12 protein-coding genes and 1 tRNA gene are annotated in these 12928 nt (G+C 73.3%); 9 read left to right on the top strand and 4 right to left on the bottom strand.

All coding sequences use genetic code 11. The annotated features are described in order from the left end of the window. Positions 1 to 41: 41 nt before the first annotated feature. Positions 42 to 1505, bottom strand: a complete 1464-nt coding sequence (locus ACY0MR_RS18190; RefSeq protein WP_473554083.1) for a PP2C family protein-serine/threonine phosphatase — start codon at positions 1503 to 1505, stop codon at positions 42 to 44. A gap of 565 nt (positions 1506 to 2070) precedes the next feature. On the opposite strand from ACY0MR_RS18190, the gene ACY0MR_RS18185 reads away from it, so the two are divergent. Both ACY0MR_RS18185 and ACY0MR_RS18180 read left to right on the top strand, forming a co-directional pair. Then, positions 2071 to 2751: a bifunctional DNA primase/polymerase gene (locus ACY0MR_RS18185; protein WP_361859170.1), complete on the top strand. Its 681-nt coding sequence runs from the start codon at positions 2071 to 2073 to the stop codon at positions 2749 to 2751. Positions 2752 to 3059: 308 nt separating this feature from the next. After that, positions 3060 to 3722 (top strand): hypothetical protein, encoded by a 663-nt coding sequence (locus tag ACY0MR_RS18180; RefSeq protein WP_473554079.1) that lies wholly within the window; start codon positions 3060 to 3062, stop codon positions 3720 to 3722. Between the two features lie 219 nt (positions 3723 to 3941). Here the strand turns inward: ACY0MR_RS18180 and ACY0MR_RS18175 are convergent, their stop codons facing one another. The 3 genes from ACY0MR_RS18175 to ACY0MR_RS18165 all read right to left on the bottom strand — a co-directional run bounded on the left by ACY0MR_RS18175 (position 3942) and on the right by ACY0MR_RS18165 (position 6805). Then, complete coding sequence (locus ACY0MR_RS18175; protein ID WP_388800907.1) at positions 3942 to 4919, bottom strand: DUF5926 family protein; 978 nt, start codon at positions 4917 to 4919, stop codon at positions 3942 to 3944. A gap of 337 nt (positions 4920 to 5256) precedes the next feature. Next, positions 5257 to 5859: an ATP-binding protein gene (locus ACY0MR_RS18170; RefSeq protein WP_361859164.1), complete on the bottom strand. Its 603-nt coding sequence runs from the start codon at positions 5857 to 5859 to the stop codon at positions 5257 to 5259. Positions 5860 to 5962: 103 nt separating this feature from the next. Then, entirely contained in the window at positions 5963 to 6805 is an 843-nt protein-coding gene (locus tag ACY0MR_RS18165; RefSeq protein ID WP_473554076.1) for a glycerophosphodiester phosphodiesterase, read from the bottom strand. Between the two features lie 206 nt (positions 6806 to 7011). Here ACY0MR_RS18165 and ACY0MR_RS18160 point away from each other — a divergent pair, with 206 nt between their 5' ends. The 7 genes from ACY0MR_RS18160 (at position 7012) to ACY0MR_RS18130 (ending at position 12928) form a co-directional block, all read left to right on the top strand. Further along, positions 7012 to 8484 carry a S1C family serine protease gene (locus ACY0MR_RS18160; protein WP_392866823.1) on the top strand — a complete coding sequence of 491 codons (1473 nt, stop codon included), beginning with the start codon at positions 7012 to 7014 and terminating at the stop codon, positions 8482 to 8484. A gap of 48 nt (positions 8485 to 8532) precedes the next feature. Continuing rightward, positions 8533 to 8619: transfer RNA gene (locus ACY0MR_RS18155), tRNA-Ser, on the top strand. Between the two features lie 275 nt (positions 8620 to 8894). Continuing rightward, on the top strand, positions 8895 to 9110 hold the full coding sequence (locus ACY0MR_RS18150) for an antitoxin (RefSeq protein ID WP_388800918.1): 216 nt from the start codon (positions 8895 to 8897) through the stop codon (positions 9108 to 9110). A 150-nt stretch (positions 9111 to 9260) separates the two neighbouring features. Beyond that, positions 9261 to 9785, top strand: coding sequence for an O-acetyl-ADP-ribose deacetylase (locus tag ACY0MR_RS18145; RefSeq protein ID WP_392866808.1), 525 nt, complete (start codon positions 9261 to 9263; stop codon positions 9783 to 9785). 522 nt (positions 9786 to 10307) lie between these two features. Next, positions 10308 to 10613: a hypothetical protein gene (locus ACY0MR_RS18140; RefSeq protein ID WP_361860055.1), complete on the top strand. Its 306-nt coding sequence runs from the start codon at positions 10308 to 10310 to the stop codon at positions 10611 to 10613. A 198-nt stretch (positions 10614 to 10811) separates the two neighbouring features. After that, positions 10812 to 11978, top strand: coding sequence for an acyl-CoA dehydrogenase family protein (locus tag ACY0MR_RS18135; RefSeq protein WP_404084107.1), 1167 nt, complete (start codon positions 10812 to 10814; stop codon positions 11976 to 11978). Next, complete coding sequence (locus ACY0MR_RS18130) at positions 11975 to 12928, top strand: bifunctional MaoC family dehydratase N-terminal/OB-fold nucleic acid binding domain-containing protein (RefSeq protein ID WP_473554071.1); 954 nt, start codon at positions 11975 to 11977, stop codon at positions 12926 to 12928. Before ACY0MR_RS18135 ends, ACY0MR_RS18130 begins: the two co-directional genes overlap by 4 nt.

Raw genomic sequence — 12928 nt, 5'->3', positions numbered from 1 at the left:
CTCCGCTCATGTGCGGCCACGTCGGAGGGCGTCCCGGTCGCTCACTCGAAGCGGGCGGCGAGCAGGACCACGTCCTCCCCGTCCACGGTGGTGTCGAGCCCCTCGGGGAGCAGCGTCCGCAGGACGTGGTCGGCGACGGCGCCCGGGTCGCCGCGGTCCGCCCGCGGCACGCTCGACGCCGCCGCGTGGAGCCGCGCGAAGGCCCGGTCCATGGCGTCGCCGGTCCGGCGGAGCAGCCCGTCCGTGTAGAGAAGCACCGTTTCTCCGGGTGCCGGGGACAGCTCCACGCTCGGCGCCTCCCAGCAGGACAGCATGCCGAGCGGGGCCGAGAGCGAGGTCTCGACGAACTCGGTGCGGCGCTCCCCGATGACCAGCGGCGGGGCGTGGCCGGCGCCGGCCAGCACGATCCGGCGCTGGGCGGGTTCGGCGTAGGCGAAGAGCGCGGTGGCCGAGCGGGCCGGCTCGGTGAGGCGGAGCAGGAGTTCGAGGTCGGAGAGGACCGCGACGGGGTCCTCGCCCTCCATCACCGCGTACGCGCGGAGGGAGGCGCGGAGCCGTCCCATGGCCGCGAGGGCGCTGGGGCCGGTGCCGGAGACCGATCCCACGGCGAGCCCGAGGGCGCCCTCGGGCAGCGGCAGCGCGTCGTACCAGTCGCCGCCGCCCCGGGGCCCGGTGCGGTGCCGGGCGGCGAGCTGGACGCCGGGGACGCGCGGGAGGCGGCTGGGCAGCAGCTCCTCGGCGATGGTGGCGACCTGTACGCGGGCGCGTTCGACCTGGAGGAGGCGGGCGAGGTGCTCGGTGGCGAAGCGGCCGTACAGCCCGATCAGGTGGCGCTGGCGGTCGGTGGGCTCGGCGGGTTCGTCGTAGAGCCAGACGGCGGCGCCGAGCCGGCCGGCCTCCTCGGTGGCGAGGGGGAGGGCGTAGCTGGCGGCGTAGCCGAGGCGGGCGGCGACCTCGCGGTGGCGGGGGTCGAGTCCCTCCTCGGTGCGCACGTCGCGGATGGCGATGGGGTCGGGGACCCGTTCGGGCGCCTGCTCGGGGCGGACCGGGTCGGGGAGGCCGTCGAGGAGGCGGCCGTAGTGGCCGGCGCCGCGCGGGACGGTCTCGATCGTGCCGAGGTCCGCGTGCGCGAGGCCGAGTCCGATGGTGGAGGCGGGGCCGAGTCCGTCGGCCGGTTCGAGGACGGCCATGCCGCGGCGGGCGCCGACGAGGGCGGAGCCGGCGCCGAGGACCTCGCGGAGGGCCTCGTCGAGGGAGGCGGTCCTGATGAGGCGCTCGGTGAGTTCGTGGAGGGTGGTGAGGTCGGAGACCCAGGTGGCGAGCCGGTCCTGGATCAGCGCTCCCGGCGGGGAGACCGGTTCGGAGGGTGCCGCCGCCGCGGGGACGCCGGAGAGGGGCGCCGTAGTGTGCGGGGGCCCGGGAACCGTGGAGTCGATTCCGGCCACTTTCGGCATGTGCGGGGCACTCATGTCAGTCGGCTTTCCGACCGGTGCGTTTGACGCCATAGCATCGCAAACCCCCATGTCATTCTGAGCCGCTCGATGCATCCACATGTACACGCACAAGAGGAACGATGTCCAGCATTGTCCCCACGGGACTTGTGGTGTCCGTGAGGTCGTGCGAGAGGGTTGAAGTCCAGGCGAAGTTGGCCGAAAATTGTCCCCGCTGTGCACCTTTTGCGGTCGACTGGCGTCGTTTCAAGGCGCGTCATTCCGAGCGTGCTGGGTACGTAGTCGATGACAGGCAGGGGCAGTTGGAGCTGCCCCGGAACGCTTCGCGGGACCCCGGCGTCTTCCATGCCGCAGGCCGCAGCCCGTCACCGAGTGGCGGGGATCGTGTTCTGGCCCGCCTCTGGTGCAGACCCGGCTCCACCTCGTTCTGACCTGGCTCCACCTGGTACTGACCCGCTCCATCCGGTTTCCACGTGGTTCCACCTGGTCCGGCCCGGCCGGCCCCGCTCCGACAGGGGCCGTCACCCCGCCCGGCCCGGTACGCGCTGATACGCACGGTGAAGTGTCCTGTACATGGTGTGATGTGGATTCGGCGTTCAACGGAAAGGAACGAGCGCTCATGCGCGAGATCCTCGGAAGGCGACGCAGGCTCCGGTTCCGGCGCAAGGCGAGGACCGCCCGGCTCGACGCGGCGGTCACCTTCGCCGTCGAGTGGAACTGGCCCGTCCTGCCGGGAGCAGGCCTGAGAGCGACGACCCGCACGGCCGCGGGGGCCGCCTGCTCCTGCCCCGACCCCGAGTGCGCGGTGCCCGGCGCGCACCCCTACGACCCCGGGCTGCTCGCGGCCACCACCGACGAGCGGATGATCCGCTGGTGGTGGACCCGGCGCCCGGACGCCCCCGTCGTCCTGGCCACGGGCGGCGGCGCGCCCTGCGCGGTCAGCCTGCCCGCGGTGGCGGGGGCGCGGGCGCTCGCCGCGCTCGACGCGACGGGCATGCGGCTCGGCCCGGTGGTCGCGACCCCGACCCGGTGGTCGATCCTCGTCGCGCCCTACGGCCTGGAGCGGCTCGGCGAGCTGCTGTACGCGAAGGACAGCGTCCCCAGCTCGCTGCGCTTCCACGGGGAGGGCGGCTATCTGCTCCTGCCGCCCTCGGTCGCCGGAACCGGACAGGTCCGGTGGGAGCGCGCCCCGCTCGCGGGCTCGGCCCGGCCGTGGCTGCCGGACGTGGAGGCCGTGGTGGACGCCCTGGTGGAGGCGAGCAGCAGCACCCCGGGCGGCGGGAGCAGGCTGGCGTACTGAGCGGCGCGGGAGCCGGCCGGCGAACGGAGCGACCGCCCGCCGGCTCGCCGGGACCGGGATGGCCGGCCGTCGACCCGCCGGGGCCCGGCCGACCAGCCGTCGACTCGCCGGGGCCCGGACGGGCGGCCGTCGACGCAGCGGGCCCCTGGACGGGCGGCCGTCGACGGTCTTCACCCGAACGGGTGTGTCCTGGTCCGACTTGTACGGGAAACGGGCGCGCGGCCGACCGCGCGCCCGTCGGCCGCCGCTATGTTCAGCCCACCGTTCAAGATCTCCGGCAGAGCAGGAGCAGGGAGCAGGTGGGGCGCATGGGTCCGGTGAACCTCCGCGTGGTCGGACTCGGGGCCGCCGTCACGGTCGCCGTCCTGCTGCCCCTGGTCGCGAGAGCGGGGTCGACGGGCGAGCCCGCGGCCGGCGGGTCGGCACGGCCCGCGGGCGCCGTCGGGACGAGCTCCGCCGGGACCGGTGCCGCCGGTGCCTCCGACGCGAAGTCGGGGGACGTGCTGGAGAGGCTCGGCCTGGGCGGCCGGACGGAGTCCGCCGCGGACCCGGCTACGCCTTCCGCGCCCGCCCTCCCCGTCACTCCCCGTGACACCCCTGCCGCACTGGACGTTCCGGAGCGGGTCACGCACTGTGGGCCGGAACTCGCCTCTCCCGAGGGGGTCGAGGCGCAGACCTGTGTCCTGTCGGAGGGTTCCGACACCTGGGGACGCACGTACTACCGAAACGCCACCGGCCGGAATCTCGACGCGTTTCTGACCCTCATGGCACCCGGCGGGCGCACCGTCCAGGTCCGCTGCCCGGTCGCCGCGCAGGATGAACCGGGTACCTGCGAAACGCCCCGGGAACGCGGTCGGGGGGTGGCCACGGCCTATACGGCGGTCGCGGAATTCGCCGGAGCGGGCGAGGGGGGCAACACTCCGCTGCTGCTGAGGGCCGGGAGCAACACGGCGGGCAGCGAGGGAAGTTGAACGTCGACGCCCCGCGGTGGGCGGCGGCGGACATGGAAAGGCCCGATCGCTGGCGACGGGGGATGCACCAGCGACCGGGCTTCCAGAACGGTAACAAGAGATCTGCTGTTCGCAAATTCGATCTCGGTTATTCGGACAGGGATTTACTCGTCCGAAGACCGCGTTGTGGCGGAAGTCACCGACTGGTCGGTCTGTCAGTCACCGATACCGCGCGGGGTATCAGCTGAGAGTGACCTGACGGTTCGTGAGGCCGCCGCGCGCGCGACGCTCCTCGGCGGTGAGCGGAGCGTCCGAGGCGAGCGCCTCGGTCAGCCGCTCGGCGAACTCGGCGGCGGGCTTCTCGCACTCCTCGGCGGTCATCGCGGTGGGCAGGTCCCAGACCGGCACCATGAGCCCGTGCGCGCGGAACGAGCCGACGAGGCGGGTGTCCGCGCCGATGGAGGTGCCGCCGGCGGCCTGGAGCCGGGCGAGCGCGTCGAGGAGCTTCTCCTCCGGGTACGGCATGACCCAGCGCAGGTGGTTCTTGTCCGGGGTCTCGCACCAGTACGCCGAGTCGACGCTCGCCAGCTTCACGGTCGGGATGGCGGCGGCGTTGGCCCGCTCCAGGGAGGCGGCGACCTCCGGGTCCGCGCCCTCCGCGGACTGCGGGATCCAGAACTCGAAGCCGGTGTGGACCTCGGGGGCGAAGGCGGCGTCGGCGTCGAGCAGGTCCTGCAGACGCGGGCCCTCGGCGGGGACGCGGCGCGGCGGGACCGGGTTGCCCGGCTCGGTCTCCAGCGCGCGCTGAAGGGTGTCGGCGAGGTCGCGGGCCAGGTCGCCGGAGGTGGAGTCGTTCTGCAGGGCGAGCAGCACGGAGCCGTCCTCGCGGCGCAGGGCGGGCCAGGCCATCGGCAGCACGGTCGCGAGCGTCACGGAGGGGACGCCCTCCGGGAGCCCGCCCTTGAGGGTGAGCGGCACGGTGGCGGCGGGCACGAGCTCGCGCAGCGCGACCCAGTCGCACTCGCCGGGCAGGCCCTCGAAGGGGCGCTGGACGAGCTCGGTCACGGCGTGCGCGGCGGCCCGGCCGTGACACGCCTTGTAGCGGCGGCCCGAACCGCAGGGGCAGGGCTCGCGCGCGCCGACGACCGGGATCTCCCCGTTCGTGACCTGTGCCTGACCGGTCTTGCCGGCCTTCGTCTGGGGGCGCTTCTTGGCCATGGTGTGGCTTTCTCCCGATCGCGGCGTTGCGGTGCTTGTTCCGGGCGCGAGCCTAGCCGTACCGCGCACCGCCGCCCTTCAGGCGGGCCGCTGCCCGCCCTTCGTACGTCACCGGCTCCCGCGCCCGCACCGGGACCGGTCCCGACGGCCGTACGCCCGCGATGCCGGCCGTCGTACGGTGCCGGTCCTGATCGCCGTATGCCCGTGATCCCGGCCCTCGTACGGGGTCGGTCGCGGTCGTCGTACGGTGCCGGCCCTCGTACGGTGCCGGTCGCTGCCGTCGTACGGCGTCGGTCCCGGTCGCCGTACGACGTGGGTCCCGCCCGTCGTCCCGCGGTCAGTCCAGGTCGTCGTACGCGTCCAGGATGTCGAAGCGGGAGCCGCCGCCGACCCGGGCGGCGAAGTCCTCGCGGCGGTGTCCCTCGGTGACCACCACCCAGACCGTGACCTCGCCGGTCGCGCTGTCCCGCACGCCCCAGTCCTGGGCCAGCGCGCTGATGATGTTCAGCCCGCGGCCGCCCCGGGCGGTCACCGACGGCGTCGCCGGAACGGGCCGGGTCGGGCCGCCTCCGTCGGTCACCTCGACCCTGAGTCCGCCCGCCGGGTCGACCCGCCAGGCCGCCCGCACGTCCCCGTCGCCCCGATCCGCGTGCCCCAGCGGCCTGCCGTACCGGCAGGCATTGCTGAGCAGCTCGGAAAGGATCAGTACCGCGTCGTCGACGACCGATTCGGACATCCCGCTGCGGTACAGCTCGTCCCGCATCCGGTGTCGCGCCTCACCCACGCCCGCAGGGCCATGGGGTACGGCCATGCTCGACGACGTGGGCACCTCCTGTGCCACCACCAACGCCACCCCCGAGACCTCCTTTGCCCCACGCCACCGTGTGGATGCCCCAATGGCCTGGACCGGAAACCGGCCAATCCGTGTGCGATGAGGCACTCGTGACGATCGCGTACGCGCGGAACGCGCCGGTGCACTCCCCGGCGGACCCGAGAAGCCTTGTGGCACAAGGGAAAGAGGGTGCCGGAGGGGCGGGAACGCGTCAGGCGCGCGGCCCGGACGCTCCGTCGCGGCCGAGCTGGGCGAGGACCTGCTTGGGGCGGTTGGTGATGATCGCGTCCACGCCGAGGCGCTCGCAGAGCTCGACGTCCTCGGCGTCGTCCACGGTCCAGACGTGCACCTGGTGCCCGGCCTTCTGGAGCCTGAGGATCACGGCCGGGTGATGCCGCACGATCCTGATCGACGGCCCGGCGATGCGCGCGCCCGCGGGGAGCCGTCCGTCGCGCAGCCGCGGCGAGACGAACTGGGCCAGGTGCACGGTGGGCAGCGTCGGCGACGCGGCGGCGATCCGGCTCAGGGAGCGGGCCGAGAAGCTCATGACGCGTACCGGGGACTTCGCGGGGGACGCGGGCGCGTCCAGCCCGAAACGCCTGAGGAGCTGGAGCAGCCTCTCCTCGACCTGGCCCGCCCAGCGGGTGGGGTGCTTGGTCTCGACGGCCAGCTCGACGCGGCGCCCGGCGTCGGAGACCAGCTCCAGGAGCCGCTCCAGGGTGAGGACGGAGGTGTACCCGGGATCACCCCAGTCGGGGCTCTCGCCGGACTCGTCGCGGCCCTTCCAGGTGCCGAAGTCGAGGGCGGCGAGATCGGCGAGCTCCAGGGCGGAGACGGCGCCGCGGCCGTTCGAGGTGCGGTCGACGCGGCGGTCGTGGACGCAGACGAGATGGCCGTCGGCGGTGAGCCGGACGTCGCACTCCAGGGCGTCGGCGCCGTCCTCGATGGCCTTCACATAGGCGGCCAGGGTGTGTTCCGGCGCGTCTTCGGAGGCTCCACGGTGGGCGACGACCTGGAGGGGGACGCTGTTCGGGTGCTGCCGTGCGTGAGTCACGGCGTCATGGTGCCATTGGCGGGGCGGAGCGGGCACACCGGAAGCTGTCCGTTCTGTCCGTATATAAAGATAGGGGGGTGAACGCACAGCTCCGCCTTACAGCGGCCTGACGTCCTGTGGGAAAAGCTGGTGCAGCACCCTGGACCCCATAGGTGACCAGTAGGTACCACCACCCCACCCCGCGCAGTCAACGAGGAGAGCGAGCTGTGAGCACCGAGAACGAGGGCACGGCGGTACCGGCGGACCACCCGGCTGCCCCGTCCACCCCTCCGACCCCTCCGACGCCTCCGACGCCTCCGTCGAGCCCTTCGGCCTCGACCCCCGCGCCCACGCCGACCCCCGCCCCGGCACCGGCGGACCCCCCGACGGTCGCGCAGGCCCCGGTCCCCGACGGAGCGCCGGAACCGGCGCCGGCCCACGCCCCCGGCCCCGCCGACGCGGCTCACGCCCCCGCACCGGCCCCCGCGGCCGCCGGGGCCGGCTGGCCGCCGCCCCCGCCGACCGTGCCGGCCTGGGGTGCCCCGGTGCCGCCGGAGCACCCCGCCCCCGCGGCGCCCCGGCGACGGGCCGGCGGCCTGGTGGCGGCGGTCCTGGTCGCGGCGCTCGTCGCGGGCGGCATCGGCGGCGGCATCGGCTACTGGGCCGCCGAGCGCGGTGACGACGGCGTCAGCTCCACCACCGTCTCCTCGGGCGAGGCCCCGGCGTCCTTCAAGCGCGAACCGGGCACCGTCGCGGCGGTCGCCGCGACCGCGCTGCCGAGCGTGGTCACCATCCAGGCGAAGTCGGGCGGCTCGCAGGGCGAGGGCGGCACGGGCACGGGCTTCGTGTACGACCAGGAGGGCCACATCGTCACCAACAACCACGTGGTGGCGTCGGCGGCGGACGGCGGCACGCTCTCCGTGACGTTCCCGGACGGCAAGTCGTACGACGCGGAGGTCGTCGGCCGGGCCGAGGGCTACGACGTGGCCGTACTGAAGCTGACGAACGCGCCGAAGGGCCTGAAGCCGCTGCCCCTGGGCGACTCGGACAAGGTGGCGGTCGGCGACTCGACGATCGCGATCGGCGCGCCCTTCGGCCTGTCGAACACGGTGACCACCGGCATCATCAGCGCCAAGAACCGCCCGGTGGCCTCGGGCGACGGTTCGGGCGGCAGCAACTCGTACATGAGCGCGCTGCAGACCGACGCGTCGATCAACCCGGGCAACTCCGGTGGTCCGCTGCTGGACGCGAGCGGCGCGGTCATCGGCATCAACTCGGCCATCCAGTCCACCGGGAGCGGCTTCGGCCAGTCCCAGGCGGGCTCGATCGGCCTGGGCTTCGCGATCCCGGTGAACCAGGCGAAGAACGTGGCCCAGCAGCTGATCAGGACGGGCAAGCCGGTGTACCCGGTGATCGGCGCGACGGTGAACATGCAGGAGCAGGGCGAGGGCGCGACGATCGCCTCCCAGGGCTCGGGCGGCACCCCTTCGGTGACCCCGAACGGCCCGGCGGCCAAGGCGGGCCTGAAGGCCGGTGACGTGATCACGGGCTTCGGCGGCCACCCGATCGACAGCGGCCCGTCGCTGATCAGCGAGATCTGGACCCACAAGCCGGGCGACCAGGTCAAGATCACGTACGAGCGGGACGGCCGGACGGCCGAGGCGACGGTCACCCTCGGCGAGCGCACCGGCGACAGCTGACCGGCTAGGCTGTCCCCCGCGCCACAGGTGGACACACCGCCGGCGCGGGGTGGGTTGCCCGAGCGGCCTAAGGGAACGGTCTTGAAAACCGTCGTGGCAGCGATGTCACCGTGGGTTCAAATCCCACACCCACCGCACTGTGCACGACGTGGCGACACGCAGGAGGGCGGGTCCCGGACACCGGGGCCCGCCCTTCGCGTCGGCTCCGTCCTTGGGCCCCGCCCCTGCGCCTTCCGTGCCGCGCGTCCCCCCAGCCCTCCCGCTCCCCCCCTCTCTCCCTCTCCGTCTCTCCGTTCCCTCCTGCCCCGTCCCCCGGGGCCGCGTCGGGCTCCGGGCGGGCTCCTGCGGATGCGGGACCCGGGTGGTGCCGTGATGCTGGAGGGGCTGGAACAGTGGCTAGGAGGGCCAGGATGTCTGTGTTCGACAAGCTCAAGGGAATGCTGAAGGGCCACGAGGATCAGGCCTCCAAGGGCATCGACCAGGCCGGCGACCTCGTCGACAAGAAGACACAGGGCAAGTACGCCGGCCATGTCGACACCGCCCAGGAGAAGCTCAAGGGGCAGCTGGGGGACACGGGCGCTCGGCCCGACTCCCCGCCGCAGCCCCCGCCGCCGCCCCAGCAGTAGCGCGAGGAGTGCCGCACGACCCGTGCGTCACCCGTGTGTCGAGGGCGCCCCGGAGCCGTCTCCGGGGCGCCCTTTTCCAGGTGCGGGCGCGGTGCCCCGTCGGGTTCCATGGGGCCTCGGAGAGCTGTGGGCGGCCGGAGGAGGACTGTCGTGGTGCGGATCGTGCTCGTGCAGGGGGACATCACGGCCGAGGCCGTGGACGCGATCGTGAACGCCGCGAACTCCTCGCTGCTCGGCGGTGGCGGGGTCGACGGGGCCATCCACCGCAGGGGCGGCCCCGAGATCCTCTCCGCCTGCCAGGACCTGCGGCGTTCCCAGTACGGCAAGGGACTGGCGACCGGGCGGGCCGTGGCGACCACGGCGGGACGGCTGCCGGCCCGGCACGTGATCCACACGGTGGGACCGGTCTGGTCGCGCGACGAGGACCGTTCCGAGCTGCTGGCCTCCTGCTACCGCGAATCCCTGCGGATCGCCGACGAGTTGGGCGACCGTACGGTGGCGTTCCCCGCCGTCTCCACCGGGATCTACGGCTGGCCGATGGACGACGGCGCCCGGATCGCCGTACGGACCGTGCGGGCCGCGCGTACCGACGTGGAGGAGGTCCGCTTCGTGCTCTTCGACGCCGCGGCGTACGCGGCCTTCGAGGCGGCCGCGGGGGAGCCGGACGTCCCGTAGCGGGGGACGCTGATCACAGGGAACGCGTTGACCGCACGGAGCGCACAGAACACGTTGACCACGCGGAGCGCACGGAGCGCACGGAGCGCACGGCCCGGGGGTCGGGCTCTTCCGTGCCGCCCCTCGCCTGATCGAACTGGTCTTCCGTTCCGTCCTGTTGTTCGGTCCCTGCGGGCGGGGGGCGCGCCGCGTCGATCCCCCGGTGGGGAGATTGGCGGGAAATCTGCCGGAACGCTTCCTCCCTTGCGGCGCCTGGGCCGAGCGTGTCCTGAACCCTCTCCGTCGCTGTGAGCTGCGCCTTTGTCAGGTGCTGTCTGGTTTATCGGCTTGTCCTCACGCTTGCGGGGGAATCAGGCGCTCCGGTCTGGTTCGCCGGGGATTCGGTGGGCAACTCTGGATTCGCGACGTCGAGCACCAACGACCGAGGCGGTCGGCCAACCGCCTTGGAAACAGCCGTACTTCACAGCACTTCAGAGCAGTTCCGTGCAACAGCACCAGCTTTCAGTTCCCGGAGGAACACACATGGCAAGCATCCGTACCGCCCGCATCGTCGCCGTCGCCGCCGCCCTCCCCCTCGCCGCGGCGCTCTTCACCGGGGTGGCGCAGGCCGACAACGGCGGATTCGCGGACGACGGATCGAACACGAGCGTCGCCTCGATCGTCGGCAGCGGCGTGGGCGGGGCCAACCTCGGCAACTCGACCACGACGCAGCAGGTGGCGACCGGTTCCGGCGCCTCGAACCAGAACAACACGGCCAGTGTGAACGGCTCCGCGTTCACTCACATCGCCCAGAACAACGCGGTGGTCAACTTCAACCCGTGGTGGTGATCCGCCCCGCACGGCAGCCGGCCCGACGGGGGGCGTGACCGCGGTGTGAACGACGGCCTGTGCGCCGGTACTCGGTACCGGTGCGCGGGCCGTCGCGCGTGTCCGCCCGAGCGCGCGCGGTCGGTCGTCGACCTTGACAGGGGTCCTGAATCTGACGGACAGTCAGAAACCTCAGTCGTTCCCCGGGAGGCAGTCGCCGTGCACCTCGCCCCGACCGAGCGGCAGCTGCGGCTGCGCGCCGAACTCCGCGCGTACTTCAGGGAGCTGATGCCCGAAGGTCCGCCGCCCGCCACCGACACCGAGGCCCAGCGACGGCTGCTGCGCCGGATCGGAGCGGACGGGCTCCTGGGGATCGGCTGGCCCGAGGAGTACGGCGGACAGGGGCGCGGTCCCGACGAGCAGTTCGTCTTCTTCGACGAGGCGTACCGCGCGGGCGCCCCCGTCTCGATGGTCACGCTCAACACCGTCGGCCCCACCCTCATGACGTACGGGACGGAGGAGCAGAAGGCCTTCCTCCTGCCCCGGATCCTGCGCGGGGAGGCCGTCTTCGCCATCGGGTACAGCGAGCCCGGGGCGGGAACGGACCTGGCCTCCCTCCGGACGCGCGCCAGGCGCGACGGCGGGTCGTGGCTGATCGACGGCCAGAAGGTCTTCACCTCCAACGCCCAGAACGCCGACTGGATCTGGCTCGCCTGCCGGACCGATCCCGACGCGCCCCCGCACCGGGGGATCTCGATCGTCCTCGTCCCCACCGACGCCGAGGGCTTCTCGTGGACGCCGATCGAGACCGTGGGCGGGCTCACGACCACGGCCACCCACTACGACGGGATCCGGGTTCCCGAGGGGAACCTCGTCGGGCCCGAGCACGGCGGCTGGGGGCTCATCACCAGCCAGCTCAACCACGAGCGGGTCGCTCTCGCCGCGATCGGGATGCAGGCGGAGGACCTCTTCGGCGCCGTGCTCGACCGGGCCCGTACCCCCGATCCGGTGACGGGCAGGCGTCGGGTTGACGAGCCCTGGGTGCGGATCCGGGCCGCCGAAGCGCATGCCCGGCTGGCTGCGACACGCCTGCTCAACTGGCGTCTGGTGGGGGATGTGGGGGCCGGCCGGCTGGCCCCGGGAGACGCGAGCGGCGTGAAGTTCGCGGGAACCGAATCGGCGGTGGAGGTGTATCGAATATGTCAGGAGATCGCGGGCGGCGCGGGGACGGTGCGAGCGGGATCGCCGGGGGAGTTCGACGGCGGTGAGCTGGAGCGCATGAACCGTGCCGCGCAGATCAACACCTTCGGGGGAGGGGTGAGCGAGGTGCAGCGCGAGATCGTCGCGAGGATGCGGCTCGGCATGAAGGGGAGGGGGCGGCGATGACCCCCACGCAGCGGGAGGACGGTCCCGACCGGGCGCCGGACGCGCTGGCGGAGCGGCTCGCCGGGTTCGCCGGGCGGACCGCCGCGGAGGCCGGCGTCGGCAAGGACCCGGTCAACCTGCCCATGATCCGGCACTGGTGCGAGGCCATGGGGGACGAGCATCCCGCCTACCGGGGGCCCGACGCGGTCGCGCCGCCGACGATGCTCCAGGCCTGGACGATGGGCGGCCTCTCGGGACACCCGGCCCGCTCCTCCGTCCACGACGAGCTGTTCGCCCTCCTCGACGGGGCCGGATTCACCTCGGTGGTCGCGACCGACTGCGAGCAGGAGTACCTGCGGCCGCTGCGGCCGGGCGACGAGATCACCTTCGAGACCGTCATCGAGTCCGTGTCGGGGCTCAAGACCACCAGGCTCGGCTCCGGCCACTTCGTCACCACCCGGACCGACGTCCGCGCCGGCGGGCAGCCCGCCGGCACCCACCGCTTCCGCATCCTCAAGTACGCGCCCGCCGCACGGCCGCGCGAGCCGGAGCCCCCCGCCGGACCGGTTGCCCGCCGCCCCCGACCCGTGGTCAACCGGGACAACGCCGGATTCTGGGAGGGCGTGGCCGGACACCGGTTGCTCGTCCAGCGCTGCGCCGCCTGCACGGCCCTGCGCTTCCCCTGGCTGCCCGGATGCGCCGACTGCGGCTCCCCGGAGTGGGACACGATCGAGGCGAGCGGCGCCGGGACGGTCTACTCGTACGTGGTGATGCACCATCCGCCGTTCCCGGCGTTCGATCCGCCGTACGCGGTCGGTCTCGTCGAACTGGCCGAGGGCGTGCGGATCGTGAGCAACGTGGTGGGCGTGCCGTACGACAAGGTGCGGATCGGGATGCCGGTGCGGCTGGAGTTCCTGCGGGTCGACGAGGAGCTGGAGCTCCCCGTCTTCCGCGCGGGAGGGGAGGACTGA

It is taken from the genome of Streptomyces sp. JN8, from assembly GCF_055808075.1.
Note: the sequence above shows the minus strand (reverse complement) of the source record. Positions and strands in the feature narration are given on the sequence as shown.